The sequence below is a fragment of the Actinomadura flavalba DSM 45200 genome, from assembly GCF_000374305.1.
GTDB lineage: Bacteria > Actinomycetota > Actinomycetes > Streptosporangiales > Streptosporangiaceae > Spirillospora > Spirillospora flavalba.
In genome coordinates, this window is record NZ_KB894098.1 from 310,100 (window position 1) to 328,713 (window position 18,614).

18 protein-coding genes are annotated in these 18,614 nt (G+C 75.5%); 6 read left to right on the forward strand and 12 right to left on the reverse strand.

The window, feature by feature from the left end; all coding sequences use genetic code 11:
* Positions 1–102 precede the first annotated feature (102 nt).
* From C229_RS0122100 to C229_RS31420, 5 genes are read right to left on the reverse strand one after another with little or no spacing between them, the layout of a single operon-like run.
* The gene (locus C229_RS0122100) at positions 103–663 is read right to left on the reverse strand and encodes a prepilin peptidase (RefSeq protein WP_018657291.1); all 561 of its coding nucleotides are present in this window, start codon (positions 661–663) and stop codon (positions 103–105) included.
* A 10-nt stretch (positions 664–673) separates the two neighbouring features.
* Positions 674–1,369: an SseB family protein gene (locus tag C229_RS0122105; protein WP_018657292.1), complete on the reverse strand. Its 696-nt coding sequence runs from the start codon at positions 1,367–1,369 to the stop codon at positions 674–676.
* A 46-nt stretch (positions 1,370–1,415) separates the two neighbouring features.
* Positions 1,416–2,579, reverse strand: a complete 1,164-nt coding sequence (locus C229_RS0122110) for a pyridoxal phosphate-dependent aminotransferase (protein ID WP_026314049.1) — start codon at positions 2,577–2,579, stop codon at positions 1,416–1,418.
* Positions 2,580–2,610: 31 nt separating this feature from the next.
* The gene (locus C229_RS0122115; protein WP_018657294.1) at positions 2,611–3,216 is read right to left on the reverse strand and encodes a response regulator transcription factor; all 606 of its coding nucleotides are present in this window, start codon (positions 3,214–3,216) and stop codon (positions 2,611–2,613) included.
* Positions 3,213–4,400: a sensor histidine kinase gene (locus tag C229_RS31420; protein ID WP_018657295.1), complete on the reverse strand. Its 1,188-nt coding sequence runs from the start codon at positions 4,398–4,400 to the stop codon at positions 3,213–3,215. The genes C229_RS0122115 and C229_RS31420 overlap by 4 nt, the downstream gene beginning before the upstream one ends.
* A 210-nt stretch (positions 4,401–4,610) precedes the next feature.
* Here C229_RS31420 and C229_RS0122125 point away from each other — a divergent pair, with 210 nt between their 5' ends.
* Positions 4,611–4,964 (forward strand): hypothetical protein, encoded by a 354-nt coding sequence (locus C229_RS0122125; RefSeq protein ID WP_033424642.1) that lies wholly within the window; start codon positions 4,611–4,613, stop codon positions 4,962–4,964.
* Between the two features lie 4 nt (positions 4,965–4,968).
* On the opposite strand, the gene C229_RS0122130 is transcribed toward C229_RS0122125, so the two are convergent.
* The 4 genes from C229_RS0122130 to C229_RS0122145 form a co-directional block, all read right to left on the reverse strand.
* A complete protein-coding gene (locus tag C229_RS0122130; RefSeq protein WP_018657297.1) occupies positions 4,969–6,225 on the reverse strand; it encodes a WD40 repeat domain-containing protein in 1,257 nt (418 codons plus the stop codon).
* Between the two features lie 47 nt (positions 6,226–6,272).
* Positions 6,273–7,514 (reverse strand): WD40 repeat domain-containing protein, encoded by a 1,242-nt coding sequence (locus tag C229_RS0122135; RefSeq protein WP_018657298.1) that lies wholly within the window; start codon positions 7,512–7,514, stop codon positions 6,273–6,275.
* A 10-nt stretch (positions 7,515–7,524) separates the two neighbouring features.
* Positions 7,525–8,907, reverse strand: coding sequence for an AMP-binding protein (locus tag C229_RS0122140; protein WP_018657299.1), 1,383 nt, complete (start codon positions 8,905–8,907; stop codon positions 7,525–7,527).
* An 82-nt stretch (positions 8,908–8,989) separates the two neighbouring features.
* Positions 8,990–10,132 (reverse strand): CaiB/BaiF CoA transferase family protein, encoded by a 1,143-nt coding sequence (locus C229_RS0122145; protein ID WP_018657300.1) that lies wholly within the window; start codon positions 10,130–10,132, stop codon positions 8,990–8,992.
* A 43-nt stretch (positions 10,133–10,175) separates the two neighbouring features.
* Between C229_RS0122145 and C229_RS0122150 the strand changes: the two genes are divergently transcribed.
* The 5 genes from C229_RS0122150 (at position 10,176) to C229_RS0122170 (ending at position 14,300) form a co-directional block, all read left to right on the forward strand.
* Positions 10,176–10,754, forward strand: a complete 579-nt coding sequence (locus C229_RS0122150; RefSeq protein WP_018657301.1) for a uridine kinase family protein — start codon at positions 10,176–10,178, stop codon at positions 10,752–10,754.
* Positions 10,755–10,845: 91 nt separating this feature from the next.
* Entirely contained in the window at positions 10,846–11,907 is a 1,062-nt protein-coding gene (locus C229_RS0122155) for a beta propeller repeat protein (protein WP_018657302.1), read from the forward strand.
* Positions 11,908–12,009: 102 nt separating this feature from the next.
* Positions 12,010–12,384 carry an FKBP-type peptidyl-prolyl cis-trans isomerase gene (locus C229_RS0122160; protein ID WP_018657303.1) on the forward strand — a complete coding sequence of 125 codons (375 nt, stop codon included), beginning with the start codon at positions 12,010–12,012 and terminating at the stop codon, positions 12,382–12,384.
* A 96-nt stretch (positions 12,385–12,480) separates the two neighbouring features.
* Positions 12,481–13,470 (forward strand): ATP-binding cassette domain-containing protein, encoded by a 990-nt coding sequence (locus C229_RS0122165; protein ID WP_018657304.1) that lies wholly within the window; start codon positions 12,481–12,483, stop codon positions 13,468–13,470.
* Positions 13,467–14,300, forward strand: a complete 834-nt coding sequence (locus tag C229_RS0122170; protein WP_018657305.1) for an ABC transporter permease — start codon at positions 13,467–13,469, stop codon at positions 14,298–14,300. The genes C229_RS0122165 and C229_RS0122170 overlap by 4 nt, the downstream gene beginning before the upstream one ends.
* 2 nt (positions 14,301–14,302) lie before the next feature.
* Here the strand turns inward: C229_RS0122170 and C229_RS0122175 are convergent, their stop codons facing one another.
* The 3 genes from C229_RS0122175 to C229_RS0122185 form a co-directional block, all read right to left on the reverse strand.
* Positions 14,303–15,136, reverse strand: coding sequence for a polysaccharide deacetylase family protein (locus C229_RS0122175; RefSeq protein WP_240487370.1), 834 nt, complete (start codon positions 15,134–15,136; stop codon positions 14,303–14,305).
* A 177-nt stretch (positions 15,137–15,313) separates the two neighbouring features.
* Entirely contained in the window at positions 15,314–16,792 is a 1,479-nt protein-coding gene (locus C229_RS0122180; protein WP_018657307.1) for a uracil-xanthine permease family protein, read from the reverse strand.
* Positions 16,793–16,934: 142 nt separating this feature from the next.
* Positions 16,935–18,599, reverse strand: a complete 1,665-nt coding sequence (locus C229_RS0122185; protein ID WP_033424643.1) for a PucR family transcriptional regulator — start codon at positions 18,597–18,599, stop codon at positions 16,935–16,937.
* Positions 18,600–18,614: the final 15 nt, after the last annotated feature.

Genomic DNA, 18,614 nt, shown 5'->3' on the forward strand with positions numbered 1-18,614 from the left:
CTGGGAGCGTCGGGGATGACCGGAGATCACGATAGGCGTTTCCTGCCGTTTCAGCGCGCAGCCGCGCCGTACGACGGGAGTGATCTGCCGCTCAGCCGCAGATCAGGCGTGCAGGAGCACCGCCGCGAACGTGCCGAGGACGAGGAAGGGACCGTACGGGAGGGCGTCCTTGCGGGACGCGCGGCGGGCGGCCAGGAGGACGACGGCGACGAGCCCCCCGGCGGCGAACGTGACGAGCGCGCCGGTCCAGAACGCGGCCAGGCCGTACCAGCCGAGGTACAGCCCGAGGACGCCCGCGAGCTTGACGTCCCCGAAGCCGAGCGCGTCGGGGAGCACGAACCACTGGACGAAGAAGAGCAGCCCGAACGCGGCCGCCCCGGCGAGGGCGTGCGCGAGGCGGGCGCCGTCGCCGTCGGCGAGGGCGGCGACGGCGAGCAGCGCGCCCGCGACGCCGTAGGACGGCAGCGTGATCGCGTCCGGGAGCCGGTGCAGGGCCAGGTCGACGACGGTCAGCACGACACCGGCCACCGCCAGGTACAGGACGGCGGGCAGTTCGGGGACCGCGCCGACGCGCGCGCCCAGCACGGCCGCCGCGAGCGCGCAGCCCGCGAGGACGGTCCACGGCCGCCGCCGCAGCGGCTCCGCCCAGTCGGGGGGTGTCACCCGGGCGACCCTACCGGCGCAGCACGCTCAGCTCGACGCCGCCGACGATGCGGCCGCGCAGGAGTTCGGCGAGGCGGTCGGAGACGCGCTGCGCGGTGGCGCGCTCGTCGTGCCCGGGGGCGACGGAGAAGCGGATCGCCAGCTCGGTCGTCGCGCCGCCGCCGACGCGGACGCCCGCGACGCCCGGTTCGGCGCCGAACGCGGCCTCGACGGCGGCGAGGACGTCGGGGTCCTCGTGGGGCGGCGGGATCGGCCGGCCCTCCGCGAGCAGGTGCAGGCGCAGCCCCTCGACCGCGAACGGGACGGGGCCCGCGACGTCGATGACGAGCGCGTCGGCCTTCTCGTCCAGCGCGGCCAGGCACGCCTGCCGGGCGTGCACGGCGACGGGCCGCGCGTCCGGACGCCAGGCGAGCAGCGCGGCGGTGGAGGTGAACCCGAGGACGCCGCGCCGCCCGTCCTCGCCGGTCAGCGTGGGCACGGCCATGTCGCTGGACTTCTCCCGCCGCAGTTCGCCGGGCGCGACGTCCTCCTCCTCGGTGAGGACGGCGACGACCGGCACCAGCAGCCGCGCGTCGTGCAGTTCGCGCAGCACGGCGTGCTCGCCGGAGCGGCCCGCGGCGTACCCGGCGAGCGCGTCGGCCAGCCGCGGGTCGGCGGCGCCGTCGTCGTCGGGGAACTGGGGTTCGGGGATGGTCAGACCGGACACGTGGGCAGGCTACTGCCTTCTGCCACGCTGTGTTGAATTGTCGCGCTCAGCGCAGCCGGGTGAGGCGTTCGACGGCCTCGTCGATGACGTCGTCGCGTTTGCAGAAGGCGAAGCGGACGAAGTGCGCGCCGTCGGCGGGGCGCTGGTAGAAGACCTGCGTCGGGACGGCGACGACGCCCGCCTTCTCCGGGAGGGCGCGGGCGAGGTCGACGCCGTCGGTGTAGCCGAGGGGGCGGATGTCGGCCTGGACGAAGTAGGTGCCCTGGGGCCGGTGCACGGTGAACCCGGCCGCTTCGAGGCCGCCGACGAGACGGTCGCGTTTGCGCTCCAGCGAGGCGCGCAGGTCCTCGACCCAGGCGAGTTCGCGGCGCAGGCCGTGGGCGGCGGCGTGCTGCCAGGGGCCGCCGGTGGCGTAGGTGAGGAACTGCTTGACGGTCTGCACGGCGCGGACGTGCCGCTCGGGGCCGGTGACCCAGCCGGTCTTCCAGCCGGTGACCGAGAACGTCTTGCCCACCGACGACACCGCGACGGTCCGCTCCCGCATGCCGGGCAGCGTCGCGAGCGGGACGTGCTCGGCGCCGTCGAACGTCAGGTACTCGTAGACCTCGTCGGTGACGGCGACGAGGTCGTGGTCGCGGCAGACGGCGGCGATCTCGGCCAGTTCGGCGCGGGTGAAGACGGTGCCGCACGGGTTGTGCGGCGAGTTCACCAGGATCAGCCGCGTGCGCGGGGTGACGGCGGCGCGCAGTTCGGCCGGGTCGAAGGTGAACCGGCCGCCGTCGGGGCGCAGCAGGACGGGCCGCAGCGCCGCGCCCGCGAGCGCGACCGTGGCGGCGTAGGAGTCGTAGGTGGGCTCGAACGCGATGACCTCGTCGCCGGGCCCGGCCAGGGCGAGGACGGCGGCGGCGATGCCCTCGGTGGCGCCGACCGTGACGTACACCTCGCCGTCCGGGTCGTAGTCCAGCCCGTACCGTTCGCGTTTCTGCGCGGCGACGGCGGCGCGCAGCTCGGGCAGGCCGGGGCCGGGCGGGTACTGGTTGCCGCCGCCCATGATGGCCGCGACGGCCGCCTCCAGCATCGCGGGCGGCCCGTCGGTGTCGGGGAACCCCTGGCCGAGGTTGATCGCCCCGGTGCGGGCGGCCAGCGCGGACATCTCGGCGAAGATCGTCGTCCCGAATCCCCGCATGCGTTCGACCAACGGCTCCGTCACGCCGTTCACCCTACGCGGCGGCGCCGCGCGTTCAGATCCAGCCCATGTCGCGGGCGGCGCGGACGGCGGCGAGCCGGTTGCCGCCGCCGAGCTTGGCCATCGCGGTCGACAGGTAGTTGCGGACGGTGCCGTCCGACAGGTGCAGGCGGGCGGCGACGTCGGCGGTCTCGGCGCCGTCGGCGAGCAGCCGCAGGATCTCGCGCTCGCGCGCGGTGAGCGGGTTGTCGCCCGCCGAGATGGCGCTCGCGGCCAGGTCGGCGTCGAGCACGCGGCCGCCCGCGTGGACGGTCCGGATCGCGGCGGCCAGGCGTTCGGTGGGGGCGTCCTTGGCGAGGAAGCCGCGCACCCCGGCGGCCATCGCGCGGCGCAGGTAGCCGGGGCGGCCGAAGCTCGTCAGCATGCAGACCGCGCAGCGGGCGCCGGACGCGGCGAGCCGTTCGGCGACGGTGAGGCCGTCGGCGCCGGGCATGTCGATGTCGAGGACGAGCACGTCGGGGTCGAGGCGGGCGACGGCGGCGGCGACCTCGTCGCCGCGGCCGACCTCGCCGACGACGGTCAGGTCGTCCTCCAGGCTCAGCAGGGCCGCGACGGCGCCGCGGATGAGGTGTTCGTCGTCCGCGAGCAGCACCGTGATCATGTGGCGTCCGCCACGACGGCGCGGAGCAGGAACCGGTCGCGGCCGTGCGGGGCGGCGTCCAGCGTGCCGCCGACGACGGCGAGGCGTTCGCGCAGCCCGTCCAGGCCCGAGCCCGGGGGCTCCGCCGAGGCGGTGACGCCGTCGTTGTCCATCTCCAGGATCACCGACGCACCGTACCGGCCGACGCGGATCGCGCAGGCGCTCGCCCGGCTGTGCTTGATCACGTTCGTGGTGCCCTCGCGGATCGCCCACGCCAGCGCGGTCGCGACGTCGGGCGGCAGGTCCCGGGGCGGGACGTCGGCGGCGCACCGCACCCCGGCGGCCTCCAGGACGGCGCGCGCCCCGGCCAGCTCGGCGTCCAGCTCGACGGCCCGGTAGCCGCGCACGGCGGCGCGGACCTCGCGCAGCGCCTCGCGGGCGGCGGTGCGCACGTCGGCCATCTCGGCGCGGGCCCGGTCGGGGTCGCGTTCGGTCATCCGCATGGCCAGCTCGCTCTTGACGGCGATGAGCGACAGGCTGTGCCCGAGCAGGTCGTGCAGGTCGCGGGAGAAGCGCAGCCGCTCCTCGGTGACGGCGACGGTCGCCAGCGCCTCGCGGGCGGCGTGCGCCTCCTGGTGCAGCGTCCAGGTGCGGCGCTGGTACAGGTTGATGTACGTGGTGAACGCGCAGACGGCGAAGAAGACCGCGAACAGCAGGGGCGGCGCGAACCAGCGCAGGGGCGGCGGGTCCGGATTCCAGCGCAGCGCGAGCGAGGCCAGCAGCGCCAGGTACGCGGCCGTCACCGCGCACAGCGCCACGACGCGTCCGCGCGGCAGCGGCGTCAGCGCCACCGCCGACACCCAGAACACCGCCGGGACCGACCACACCGGCTGGCTGAGGACGAGCAGCGACAGCGCGGCGGCCAGGGCGCCGCCGGTCAGGAACTCGCGGCGGGTCAGCCCCGGGCCGAGCCCCGCCCGCACGAGCCGCGTGTACATCCACATCATCAGCCCGAGCCCGACGGCGGCGGCGAACGCGACCGGCGCGTCCAGGCGGCCCTCGGCGGTGTCGGTGACGAGGATCAGCAGGCACGGGCCGAGGAACCCGATCGCCGCCCACAGGTACGAACGGTGGGTGACGTGCCGGTACTTCTCGTAGCGGCGCGCGTCCCGCTCGGCGATGTCCGCCGTGGTCGCGATGTCCAAGCTGCCCCCTCGCCCGCAGCGTAGCGCCGGGCCGTGACCACCTTCGCCGGTCGGCGCCCGGCGCCGGTAGACGCAGGTGTCACACGGTCCGCATGACGAACGTCATCCGCGCCGGGCGGGCGACGCGCGGCCTTCGGCAAATCCCCACGGCCCCGGCGTCACTGTGGGTAGCCTGGCGGCGACTCGACCGGGAAGGGGGCCCGTTCGGCGATGGAGCGAGGTCGCGTACCGCCGGGCGACCGGGAACCGCCCGACGCGCCGATGCTGACGTTCCGGCAGGACCCGGCGGCCGTGTGCGGGTTCGTCGCGGCGCAGGCCGCGCGGCACGGCGTCTTCGGCAACCAGGCCGCCGCGCTGATCATCGCCGCCGGAGAGGTCGCCGCCGCCCTCGGCGGGACCGAGGGCCACGCGACCGTCCGCGTCTGGCGCCGTCCCACCGCCCTCGTCTGCCGCTTCCAGGCCCCGCGCGGCACCGCTCCCGGCACCGAGGGAATCCGCACCCACGGCAGCGTGGCGCTGTCGTGCGCCGGGGCCGTGACGACGCTGCGGCTCGCGCTGCCCTGACCGCTCAGCGCAACGGCAGGCGGACCAGGACGTCGCCGTCGCGGCCCGCGAGTTCCCCGGCCGCCGCGTGCAGGCGCTCGGGCACGAAGCCCGGGACGGTGGCGGTGCGCTCGCCCGTCCAGGCGTCCCAGATCTCCAGGCCGCCGGGCGCGGCGGCGTACAGGCGGCGGCCGTCGGAGAAGAAGGCGCCGCGCGGGCCGGGGAACGCGAGGATCTCGGCGCCGGTGCCGGCGTCGAAGACGCGGGCGCCGTCCAGCAGGGCGAGTTCGTCGCCGCCGATGCCCGCGACGGCGACCAGGTCGTCACCGATCCAGCAGACCGGGTGGTCCCACAGGTAGGCGCGGTGGCAGAGCGAGCGGGCGGACGGGCCGTCCTCGGGCTCGTCGGTGTTCCCGTCCAGCCAGCGGCGCAGGTCCCAGACGCGGACGGCGCCGACCGGCGACCACGCCCACGCGTCCGACACGATGTGCCGTCCGCCGGGTGAGGCGTGCAGCGCGCCGTGGAACAGCATGCCGTCGCCGCCCGGCACGACCTGGGCGCCGGTGAGCGCGTCGCTGACCGCGAGCGCGTTCCACCGGGTGCGGTGCGCGACGACCGTACGGCCGCCGTGCTCGGTGAACGCCAGCGAGAACGGGACCGTGTTCTCCCAGTAGTCGCCGCCGTCCAGCCGGAGCGTGACCTCGCCGGTGGCGAGGGCGAGGACGGCGCCGTACCGGCCGTAGTCGTGCACGATCGCGGCGGCGTCGCCGCGCGGCGCGACGTGCAGGCGCGGGGTCAGCTCCTTGTCGATGAAGGGCTTGAAGCCGGGCTCGGGCGGCAGCGGGTCGGCGGCGATCTCCGCGACGACGCCCGTCCCGGCGTCCCACCGGACGATCGCGCCGTCGCGGGTCAGGACGAGCCAGGCCGGGTTCTCCCCGTCGGGGAGCGGCGCGAGGTCGAGCGCGCCGCGCAGCGCCTCGGGCAGCGGGGTGCGGACGAGCGGGCCGGGCGCGGGCTCGGGACGTTCCGCGATGCCGGGTTCGCCGCGCCAGCCGACGTGGGTGCCGTTCTCCTCGTCCACCCGCACGGCGCAACCCGCGCAGACCACCAGGAACTCGGGCGCCTGGTCGGCGGTGTCGCAGGCGGTGCAGCACAGGTCGTACTCCAGGGCACGGCCGCGCAGCACGCGGACGAACTCGCTCTCGTCGCCGGGGCCGAGGAGGTGGCGGCAGAGGCGGCCGGTGGCGGCCTCCGCGACATGCCCGCACACGTGAACGTCCACGGCGGCAACCCTAGACGAGCGGGGACCGCGCCACCCTGCCCACCGCGTTACAGGTATAGGCGGACGAGGTCGTCGCCGTCGCGGCCCGCGAGCTCCCCGGCGGCGGCGTGCAGGCGCTCGGGGACGAACCCGGGGACGGTCGCGGTGCGCTCGCCGGTGGAGAGGTCCCAGATCTCCAGCCCGCCGGGCGCGGCGGCGTACAGGCGGCGGCCGTCGGAGAAGAAGGCGCCCCGGGGCCCGGCGAACGTCAGGACCTCGGCGCCGGTCGCGGCCTCGAAGACGCGGGCGCCGTCCATCAGGGACGCGGCGGACTCCCCGATGCCCGGGACGGCCACGAGACCGTCGCCCACCCAGCACAGGGTGTGGTCCCACACGCCGGAGCGGACGCACAGCGCGTCGCCGGGCGGACCGTCGGAGCCGGTCAGCCAGCGGCGCAGGTTCCAGGAGAAGACGGCGCCGATCGGCTCGTGCCGCCGGGTCAGGGCCGCGACGCGCCGCCCGTCCGGGGAGACGTGCAGCGCGCCGTAGAACAGGAGGCCGTCCTCGTCCGTCCGGATCTCGGCGCCGGTGTGCGCGTCGCTGACCGTGAGCGCGTCCCACAGCGTGCGGTGCACGACGACGGTACGGCCCTCGTGCTCGGCGAACGCGACCGCGAACGGCACCGTGTCCTCCCGGTACGCGCCGCCGTCCAGCCGGAGCGTGACCGCGCCGGTCGCGAGGTCGAGGACGGCGCCGTACCGGCCGTGGTCGCGCGCGACCGCCGCGACGTCGCCGCGCGGCGCCACGTGCAGCCGGGGCACGACCGGGCGGGCGGACGCGCCCGGCTCGACGCAGGGCTCGGGCGGCAGCGGATCGGCGGCGATCCGCGCGGTCGCGCCGGTCCCGGCGTCCCACCGGACGAGCGCGCCGTCGCGGGTCAGCACCAGCCACGCCGACGCGTCACCGGCGGGCAGCGGCGCGAGGTCGAGCGCGCCGCGCAGCGCCTCGGGCAGCGGGGTGCGGACGAGAGGGCCGGGCGCGGGCCCGGGGCGCTCCGCGACGCCCGGGGTACCGTGCCAGCCGACGTGGAAGCCGTTCACGCCGTCGTCCACGCGCCCGGCGCAGCCGACGCACACGACGAGGTCCGGCGGATCGCCCGCGTCGAGGCAGGCGGTGCAGCTCAGGTCGTACTCCACGCGCCGCCCGCGCAGCACGCGGACGAAGTCGTGGTCGTGGTCCTCACCGAGCAGGTGACGGCACAGGCGCGCGTCGGCGGCCTCCGCGATGTGCCCGCAGGCGTGAACGTCCACGCCGCAGACCCTAGACGAGCCGGGACTTGACCACCTTGCCCATGGCGTTGCGCGGCAGCGTCTCGCGCAGCAGCACGGTGCGGGGGCGCTTGTGCGCCGACAGGCGGGCGGCGACGAAGTCGGTGAGCGCGGCGGGCGTCACGCCGTCCGCGACGACGAACGCGGTGACCTGCTCGCCGAGGTCGGGGTGCGGGGTGCCGACGACGGCGGCCTCGCGGACGGCGGGGTGGGCGAGCAGCGCGTCCTCGACCTCGCCCGCGCCGATGCGGTAGCCGCCGCTCTTGATGAGGTCGGTGGAGGCGCGGCCGACGATGCGGTGGACGCCGTCGGGGCGGACGGCGGCGATGTCGCCGGTGCGGAACCAGCCGTCGGCGGTGAAGGCGGCGGCGGTGGCGTCCGGGCGGCCGAGGTAGCCGTCGAAGAGGGTCGGGGCCCGGAGCTGGAGTTCGCCGGGGGTCTCGCCGTCGGCGGGGACGGGGGTGCCGTCCTCGGCGGCGAGGCGGGTGCGGACGCCGGGCAGCGGCGTGCCGACGTGCCCGGGAACGCGCTCCCCCGCCGCGCGGGCGCTGACGGTGATGAGCGTCTCGGTCATCCCGTACCGCTCGACGGGCCGGTGCCCGGTGCGCGCGGCGAGCCGCTCGAACACCGGCGCCGGGAGCGGCGCGCTGCCCGACACCAGCAGCCGCGCGCCGCGCAGCCCGGCGGCGGCCGAGGCGTCCTGGCCCACCCGGGACCAGACGGTCGGGACGCCGAAGTACAGCGACCCGCCGTGCTCGCGCGCCGCCCGCGCGTACGCCTCCGGCCTGGGCCGCACGGTGTGCACGAGCGGCGATCCGGCGCGCAGCGCCCCGAGGACGCCGAGCACGAGCCCGTGCACGTGGAACAGCGGCAGGCCGTGCACGACGACGTCCCCGGCCGTCCACTCCCACGCCTCGGCGAGCGCGTCGAGCCCGGCGGCGACGGCCCGCCGCGACAGCAGGACGCCCTTCGGCGCGCCGGTGGTGCCGCTGGTGTAGAGGATGAGCGCCGTCGCGTCCGGCGGCGGCTCGCCGGACGCGACGTCCCCGTGCCCGAGCCCGTCGACGGGCAGGCGCTCGGGTCCGTCGCCGGGGAGCGCGGCGCCGCGCCCGAGGAGCAGTTCCGCGCCCGAGTCGCCGAGGATGTGCGCGCGTTCGTCCGGCCCCGAGTCGGGCGGCACCGGCACGACCGGAACGCCCGCGAGCAGCCCGCCGACCACGGCGACCACCGTCGAGGCGGACGCCTCGGCGTGCACGGCCACCACCCGCGCACCGGCCACCCGCGCGGCGACCGCGCCCGCCCGGGCGAACAGTTCCGCGCGCGCGAGCCGTTCCTCGCCCACGCGAACGTCCGCGCCGTCACCGAGCAGTGTCATCGCGCCGCCACCGTCCGAGCCCGTCGCACGCGGACCTCTTCCGCAGGCGAGCGAGGGTCCCTCCGCAGGGAGCCGGGCGGCGTCATCGGTCCTCCTCCAGCCAGGCGAGCACGGCGTCGGTGTCCTGGCCGAGCCGGGGCGGTGGACGGTGCGCGCGGGGCGGGGCGCCGTCGAAGCGCAGCGGCGGGCCGGGCAGCTCGATGACCCCGAGGTCGGGGTGGTCGACGGTGACGACGAGCCCCTGGGAGCGGGTCTGCGGGTGCTCGTACACCTCGTCGATGGTGCGGATGGCGCCCGCCGGGATGCCCGCGTCCTCCAGCCGGGCGAGCCAGGTGGCGCGGTCGTCGGCGGCGAGGGCCTTCTCGATCGCGGCCGTCAGCTCCGCGCGGCGCGGGGCGCGGTCGCGGACGGTGGCGTACCGGGGATCGTCGGGGTCGAGGCCGACGAGCGGCGCGAACCGGCGCCAGAGGGCGTCGTTGGCGACACCGATCTGGACGGCGCCGTCGGCGCAGCGGAAGGTGCCGTAGGGGGCGATGGACGGGTGGTCGTTGCCCGCCGACTCGGGGACCTCGCGCGCGACCGTCCAGCGGGTGCCCTGGAACATGTGCGCGCCGACGACCGAGGCCAGCAGCGACGTGCGCACCACCGCGCCGCGCCCGGTGCGCTCGCGCTCGTAGAGGGCGGCCAGGACGCCCGCGACGCCGTTCTGCGCGGCGAGGATGTCGGCGATCGACAGGCCGACCTTGCTCGGCTCCCCGGGCGGGCCGGTGACGCTCATCAGCCCCGCCTCGGCCTGCACGATCGCGTCGTAGCCGGGACGGCCGCCGTCCGGGCCGTCGTGCCCGAACCCGGTGATCGACAGGATCACCAGGCGCGGGTTCAGCGCGTGCAGCCGCTCGACGGGGAAGCCGAGCCGGTCCAGCACGCCGGTGCGGAAGTTCTCCACGAGCACGTCGACGCGCTCGATCAGCCGGGTCAGCACCGCCGCGCCCCGCTCGGACTTCAGGTCGAGCGCCACGGATTCCTTGTTCCGGTTGCACGACAGGTAGTAGGTGCTGACGCCGTCGCGGAACGGCGGTCCCCAGCCGCGCGTCTCGTCGCCGCCGTCCGGCCGCTCCACCTTGATGACGCGGGCGCCGAGGTCGGCGAGCGTCATCGTGGCGTGCGGGCCGGCGACGACCCGGCTGAGGTCGGCGACGACGATCCCGTCGAGCGGTCCGGGCACGGCGGCTCCCTCCTGGGCTGGGCCACAGGGAAGTATGCCGGGCATGGACGACGCCGTGCTCACCTACCCCGCCCTGGCCGCCCGCGTCCGCGCGCTGCCGCCGTCGCTGGGGCCGGTGCGGCTCGTCGCGGTGGACGGCCGCGCGGGCTCGGGCAAGTCGACGTTCGCGGCGCGGCTCGCGGCGGCGCTCGGCGGGGCGCCGGTCGTCGGGTCGGACGACTTCCCGGTGCCGTGGGACGCCGGGGTGCTGTCCTGGCGCGATCCGCTGGCCGCCGTGCTGGCGCCGCTGGCGGAGGGCCGCCCGGCCCTGTGGCGGCGCTACGCCTGGCGCGAGGGCGCGTACGGGCCGCCGGAGGAGATCCCGGCGGGTCCGGTGCTGCTCGTGGAGGGCGTCGGCGCCGCGCATCCGGCCGCGCCCGCCGCGCTGCGCGTCCTCGTGGCCGCCCCGGACGACGTGCGCCGCGCCCGCACGCTGCGCCGGGACGGCCCGGAGCACGCCGCCGCCCACGCGGCGTGGGCGCGCCGCGAGGCCGCGTACTTCACCGGCCCCGGCGCCCCGGTCCCCGATCTGCGCGTCGACGGCACCGGCCTCACCGGCGAGGTGCTGCGCGTTCTCCCCTGACCGGTTGAGGCCACCCGGGCGCGCTGGACCCGCACAACTGTGCCACTGAATACTGGGATTTTCCCAGTCCCTGCCGGAGGAGTTCCGTCCCATGCGAACCGCGCTGCGCACCACCCGCACGTTGCTCGCCGCCACCGCCGTCACTCTCGCGGTCGGTCTCGTCCCCGGCCAGGCCGCCGCCGCGCCCCCGCCCGGCACCTGGACCGCCGTCCCCTACCCCGCGCTCGCCCAGCCCGGCGCCCGCCTGCACGGCATCACCGCGCCCGGCCCGCGCACCGGATTCGCCGTCGGCACCGAGGACGGCGAGTCCGAGCCCGTCGCGCTGCGCCGCGTCGGCGCCACCTGGACGCGGCAGGCGCTCCCCGCCACGGCCCCGCCGAACCTCGTCGACGTCGACGCCCGCTCCCCCGCCGACGCCTGGGCCGTCGGCCAGTCCCCCGACCCCGCGACGCCCCGCGCGCTGCACTGGAACGGCCTGCGCTGGAAGACCGACCCGCTTCCGCTGCCCACCCCGATCGCCGTGTCGGTCGACTCGTCCGGGCGGCCCTGGGTCGCCGGGACCAAGGGCGGCGAGGGCGACGGGTCGGCCGTCTACCGCCGCACCGGCGCGGGCTGGGTCAAGAGCCTCGACCTGCCGCCCGGCGAGCTGCTCGACGCGATCTCGGCGCGCACCCCGCGCGACGTGTGGGCGGCCGGGAGCGGCGGCGGCACGCTCGCGCTGCACCACTACGACGGCACCGCGTGGCGGGCCGTGTCCTATCCGGCGTCGTGGCCGCAGTGGGTGCTCCAGATCGAGCAGGTCGCCGCCGACGACGTCTGGTTCTACGTCCTGCCCATGGACCCCATGTTCAGCGGCCCGAACCTCGTCCACTGGGACGGCACCGCCTTCACCGCGCACCGCGTCCCGCGCGGCGCGGGCGGCGTCACCGCCGCGATCTCCGACCCCGGCTTCCTCGGCGACCTCGCCGCCGACGGGCGCGGCGGCGTGTGGGTCAGCCGCAACGACGACGGGCGGCTGCACCACTTCGACGGCGCCGCGTGGACGTCCGTGCCCAACCCCGCGCCCGGCCAGGTGTACGACCTCGCCCGCGTCCGGGGCACCCGCCAGGTCTGGGGCGCGGGCACGTCCCCCTCGATCCTGCGCTTCCGCTGAGCGGCCGGGGACGGGTCGCGGCGACGGGGGCCGCCGCGGCCCGTCCCCCCGCTACGCTGAACGTCGTCCGAATGCTCGAACGACCAGCATGGAGCCTGCCACATGGCGCTTGAACGCCCCGAGATCGAGTTCCCCGAGGGGCAGCCGCCCCAGTACCTCGACATCACCGACATCACCGTCGGCGACGGCGCGGAGGCCACCAAGGGATCGACCGTCTCCGTGCAGTACGTGGGCGTGAGCTTCTCCACCGGCGAGGAGTTCGACGCGTCCTGGAACCGCGGCCAGCCGTTCGACTTCCCGCTCGGCGGCGGCCGCGTCATCAAGGGCTGGGACATGGGCGTCGAGGGCATGAAGGTCGGCGGCCGGCGCAAGCTGGTCATCCCGCCGCACCTGGCCTACGGCGACCGCAGCCCGTCGCCCGCGATCAAGCCGGGCGAGACGCTGATCTTCGTGGTGGACCTGCTCGACGTGCGCTGACGCACCGGTCCAACGGCGGGCAATCGGGGGGTGAAATCCTCCCCCGGTTGCCCGCCGCGTCGTTTCCGGGACCGGACCGCTCGGTATCGAGCAGACATGATCCAGGCGCGCGGGCTGACCAAGCGGTACGGCGACACCACCGCCGTGGAGGCCGCCGACTTCACCGTCCGGCCCGGGCACGTCACCGGCTTCCTCGGCCCCAACGGCGCGGGGAAGTCCACCACGATGCGGATGATCCTCGGCCTGGACCGGCCGACGTCCGGCACGGTCACCGTCAACGGCAAGCGGTACAGCGAGCTGGGCGCGCCGCTGCGCGAGGTCGGCGCGCTGCTGGAGGCGCGCGCGATGCACCCCGGCCGGTCCGCGCGCAACCATCTGCGCTGGCTCGCGCAGAGCAACGGCATCGGCGACGAGCGCGTCGACGAGGTGCTCGCGCTGGTCGGGCTCGAATCCGTCGCGGCCAAGGCCACCGGCGGGTTCTCGCTCGGCATGGGGCAGCGGCTCGGCATCGCCGCCGCGCTCCTGGGCGACCCGCCCATCCTGATGTTCGACGAGCCCGTCAACGGCCTCGACCCCGAGGGCATCCTCTGGATTCGCACGCTGATGCGCCAGCTCGCGGCCGAGGGCCGCACCGTGTTCGTCTCCAGCCATCTCATGTCGGAGATGGCGCTCACCGCCGACCACCTCGTCGTCATCGGCCGGGGCCGCATCCTGGCCGACACCGGCATGCGCGAGTTCGTCGACTCCAGCGCCACCAGCCACGTGCGGGTCCGCTCCCCGCGCGCCGACGAGCTGCGCGCCGTCCTCGAAGCCGAGGGCGCCCGCGTCGAGCCGGAGGGGCCGGTGCTGCGCGTCGACGGGCTCGGCCTGGAGCGCATCGGCGACCTGGCCGTCGCGGGCGGCCTGGCGCTGCACGAGCTGACGGCCGTCCAGCCGTCGCTGGAAGAGGCGTTCATGCGGCTCACCGGCGACACCGTCGAGTACCACGCGGGCGCGCCGCAGGCGCCGCCGCCTCCCGAACCCGGGGACGGCCCGCCGCCCGCGCCGCCGCTCCCGCCCGACGACCTGGGAAGGAACCCGTCATGACCGGTGCCACACCGGCCGCCGCGCAGGACCGCGACGGGCCCCGTACCGCGCCGCCCGCCTCGTTCAAGGACGTGCTGACCGCCGAGTGGACGAAGATCCGCACGGTGCCGTCCACGTTCTGGACGCTGCTCGCGGGCTCGCTCGTCGTCGTCGGGTTCTCGGCGCTGTGGGCGCTGGCCTTCGCCAGCACCTACGAGCAGATGAGCGAGGCCGACCGAACGTCGATCGTGCCGACCGCCCCGATGCAGATCGCGTTCTACTTCGGCATGGTCATCTTCGGGGTGCTGGGGGTGCTCGCCGTCACCGGCGAGTACGGCACCGGCATGATCCGCACGTCGCTGACGGCGACGCCGCGCCGCCCGCTGTTCCTGGCGGCCAAGGCCCTCGTCGTCGCGGGCGTCGTGCTCGTCGTCGGGCTCGTGGTGTCGTTCCTGTCGTTCTTCCTGTCCCAGCCGATCCTCAACACGCAGGACCTCGGCGGGTCGCTCGGCGACGAGGGCGTGTTCCGCGCCGTCGCGGGCGGCGGCGTCTACCTGGCGCTCATCGCGGTCATGGCCCTGGCGATCGGCGTCATCGTCCGGCACACGGCGGGCGCGATCGTCACCGTGTTCGTCATCCTGTTCGTCCTCGGCATCGTCGGCGGCTTCCTGCCCGGCGAGTGGGGCACGACGCTCAACAAGTACCTGCCGTCCAACGCCGGTGGCGCGATCCTCGTCCCGGTCGAGCAGGCGGGCACGCTGCCGCCGTGGGGCGGCCTCGGCATGTTCGCGCTCTACACGGCCGTCGCGTGCGCCGTCGCGATGCTGCTGTTCCAGTCGCGCGACGCCTGAGTTCAGGGCTTGGCGGGCGCCGGGTCGGGAGCGTTCCCGCCGAGCGAGCGCGGCAGGTAGTTCTCCACGGCGGCGGGCCGGTAGCCCTGCTCCCTGATCCAGCCGAGGATCGTCCTGAACTGCTCGGCCAGGCCCTTGCGGTAGTGCATGAGGACGATGTCGCCGGGCTTGAAGCCCTTGCCGCCGTCGCCGCGCGCGAACCCGTTGAACCCGACGCCCGGCCCGGACGTGCCGTTGTAGAACTCCGCCGACCACAGCAGGATCGACTTGATGCCGCACTCCCCCGCCATCTTGCGGGTCGTCTCGTTGTAGCTGCCGAACGGCGGCCGGAACATCGTCGGGCGGCGGCCGTAGGCGGTCTCGATCGTGGCGGACGCGTCGCAGATCTGCTTCTTCTGCGCCTCGGGCGCGAGCTGCGCCATGTTCGGGTGCCCGACGGTGTGGTTCTCCATCTGCGAGCCCGCGTTGCGCAGCGCCCAGAAGTACTGGCCCTGCCCCTTGACGTACGTCGTGGTGAGGAACGTCAGGATCGGGACCTTCTCCGCCCGGACGAGCCGCACGAACTCCGGGTCGTACTCGTAGCCGTCGTCGATCGTGAGGAACACGACCTTGTCCTGCGTCTCGATGCGCGACAGCACGGCGGGCAGCCCGTCCGGCGCGGGTTTGGGCACCGTGTAGGAGCCGGGCTTCGGCGTCTCCCAGCGGCGGTCGCCGAGCGTCCCGGCGAGGACCGTCCGCGTGCTCGGCCCCTTGTCGGCGGCCGGTGCCACGACGACGGGCCATCCGGCGGCCACGACCCCCGCCGCCACCGCCACGGCCGTGGCGGTCACCGGCATCTTCCCTCGCATCGGCGCCGTTCCCCTGTTCTGTCGCGGTCGTTCGCACCCTCACCACGGCAGACGCGCGGAACCGGCGTCCGGTTCGCCTGATCGGGGGGATGTACGAGACATATTCGACCACGACGGGCGGCGGGGCGCGCGGACGCCGCGCCCGCGCGCCCCGCCGGAATGCGTTCAGGAACGCGAGCCCGGAGTGCCCGGATCGTCCCCGGCGGGCGGACGCACCGGTCCCCCGGCCTCGTCCTGCTCGGGGGCGATGATGCCGCCGCCGGTGTCGGCGGGCGCGCGGCGTCCGCCGACGGCGTTCAGCACGTGGTAGAAGACCAGCGCCGCGATCGTGCCGAACGCGATGCCGCCGAGCGGGAAGTCGTCCGTCACGTGGAGCGTGACGTTGCCGATCGCGAGGATGACCGCCGCCGACACCGGGACGAGGTTGACCGGGTCACCGAAGTCGATCCGGTTCTCCACCCAGATCTTCGCGCCGAGCAGCCCGATCATCCCGTACAGCACGACGGTGATGCCGCCGAGCACGCCGCCGGGCGTCGCCGCGACGAGCGCGCCGAACTTGGGGATCAGCCCGAACCCGATCGCGACGAGCGCCGCGACGTAGTACGCGGCCGTGGAGTAGACGCGCGTCGCCGCCATGACGCCGATGTTCTCGGCGTAGGTGGTCGTCGGGGAGCCGCCGACGCCGGTGGCGAGCATCGTCGCGGCGCCGTCGGCGGCCAGGGCGCGGCCCATGTAGGGGTCCAGGTCCTCGTCGGTCATCGCGGCGACGGCCTTGACGTGCCCGGTGTTCTCCGCGATGAGCGCGATGACCGGCGGCAGCGCCAGCAGGATCGACGCCGTGGTGAAGCTCGGCGCGTGCAGGCTCGGGAAGCCGAACCAGGCGGCGTCCGCGACGCCGGACAGGTCGACGCGGTCGTGCGTGAACGCCGTCGCCACGCAGTACGGGCCCTCCTGCGCGCACGACTGCCCGGCGGCGTCGCGCAGGTTCTGCCCCGGCAGCACCGAGGTGATCGGCCCGGAGAGCAGGTCGAGCAGCCAGGACAGGACGAACCCGAACACCAGCGCCAGCAGGATCGAGATCCGCGCCCAGAAGCCGCGCAGCAGCACCGTGCACAGCACCGCGAAGCACAGCGTCAGCAGCCCGACCCACTGGTCCTGCGGCCAGTAGGTCCCGGCCACGACGGGCGCCAGGTTGAAGCCGATCAGCATGACGACGGCGCCGGTCACCACCGGCGGGAACATCCGGTGGACGACGTGCGCGCCGAGGAAGTGCACGACGAGCCCGACGGCGAGCAGCACCGCGCCCGCGACGAGGATCGCGCCGGTCACGGCGGCGCTGTCACCGCCGCCCGCGCGGATCGCCGCGACGGCGCCGACGAACGAGGCGCTGGAGCCCAGGTAGCTCGGGACCTTGCCGCCCACGACGAGCAGGAACAGGATCGTCGCGACCCCGGACATCATGATCGCCAGGTTGGGGTCGAGCCCCATGAGGATCGGGAAGACGAACGTCGCCCCGAACATCGCCACGACGTGCTGCACGCCGATGCCCGCCGTGCGCGGCCAGCTCAGCCGTTCGTCCGGACGGACGACCTGGCCGGGCGGCGGGGTCCTCCCGTCGCCGTGCAGCTTCCAGCCGAGCGCCATGGGCCGGTCCCTTCCCTCGCGGCCCCGGCGGGGCCCGTGCTCCGGACAGTGTTGATCTACCCGCCCGGCGCGTCCAGGTGACATCGCTCACGCGACGTCTCCGCTGGTCACCGGCGAGCCCGGAGCACCCTACGCCCGCCGCTCAGATGCCGCGCATCCGCAGGACGTGCAGCGCGAGGGTGAGGTTGAGGCGCAGGTGCGCGTCCTGCGTGAAGGGGCCGAGCATCCGTTCGAGTTTCCCGATGCGGTAGCGCAGCGTGTTGTAGTGGAAGTGCAGGCGACGGGCCGTCTCGGCGACGTTGAGGTTGGTCTCCAGCAGCACCTGGAGGGTGCGGCGCAGGTCGACCGCCTCGGGTTCGGCGTCGCCCGCGAGCCCGCCGAGCGTCTCAGCGACGAACGCGTGCAGTTCGGCCGGGTCGGAGACGAGACTGAGCAGCCGGTAGACGCCGAGCCGGTCGAAGTGCTCGCGGGCGCCGTCGCCGTGGAGCTGGCGGCCGACCCGGACGGCCTTGACGGCCTGCTCGTAGGCGCCCGGCAGCGCGGCGGGGCCAGTGACGGTGCGGCTGATGCCGGTGGAGAACGTGCGGCGGATCGCCGGGTTCTCCGCGAACAGCGCGGCGGCCTCGCGGGCCAGCGCCTCGACGGCGCCGGGCGCGTCACCGACGACCGCGACGATCTCGTGCGCGAAGCTCGCGACGGCCGCGCCCGGGTCGTGTAGGCGGGCCGCCGCGCCCCACGCCGCCGCCAGCCGCTCCTGCGCGAAGCGCTCGTCGGCGCCGCGTCCGGGCGGGGGTTTGGGAGCGTCGGGGCGGCGGGCGTCCAGTTCCGCGACGAGCACCGCGACGGGCCGGTCCAGGTCCCAGCCGAAGCCCGCGCAGTGCGCGACGATGCGGTCGTCGCCGCCCGCCCGGCCCGCCAGGACGTCGCGCAGGAAGTCGGCCCGGTACTTGCTCTCGACCGCCGCGACGGCCTGCTGCTTGGTGACGACGAGCGCGGCGACCGTCGCGGCCCGCTCCAGGATGCCGAGGTCGGTCTCGCGGGGCTCGCCGTGCGGGCTGAGCGCGATGATGCGGCCGTGGTCGAACCCGCCCGCGACGACCGGGACGACGAGGTGCCGCCCGGCGGCGTGCGGGGCCAGGTCGGCGGTGCGGGAGGCGTCGAACGCGCGGATGGCGGCGACGGCCTCGGCCGGTCCGGCCTCGGCCAGCGGGCGCCGGTCGCCGTCGAACACCACGACGGCGACGTCCAGCAGCGAGGCGACCTCGTCCGCGAGCTCCCGCACGCCGCCGCCGCACAGCACGATCTGCACGAGCGCGCGGTGCACCTCCTCGGTGCGGGCGAGGACGGCGGCCTGCCGGTTGAGGATGTCGGTGAGGACCTGGTTGAGGATGTCGTCGAAGCCGACGTCGTCGGGCAGCAGGATGAGCGGGAGCCCGTGCCGGTCGGCCCGCTCGACCATCTCGGCGGGGATCGCGTCCAGGTAGCGGCCGGGTTTGACGGCCAGGGCGGCCAGCCCGCGCCGGTCCAGGTCGGTGACCAGGTCACCGAGCGGCTGGTCCGAGCCGCGCAGCGGGTAGCCGGTGGTGAGCAGCAGTTCGTTGGGCTTGACCCAGGACAGGATGTCGGGGACGTCCATGACGTTGAGCCGCTGGACGACGCGGCCGAGGCCGGAGCGCCCGGCGATGAGGCGGGCGCGGGCCAGGGTGGAGACGCCGAGGACGTCTCCGACCGGCAGGCCGTGGGTGAGGGTGCCGGTACTCGCGAGCCGGAGGGCCGGTGGGCCCGGCTCCACGGGTGTGGAGGTCATAACGGGGGGTCACCT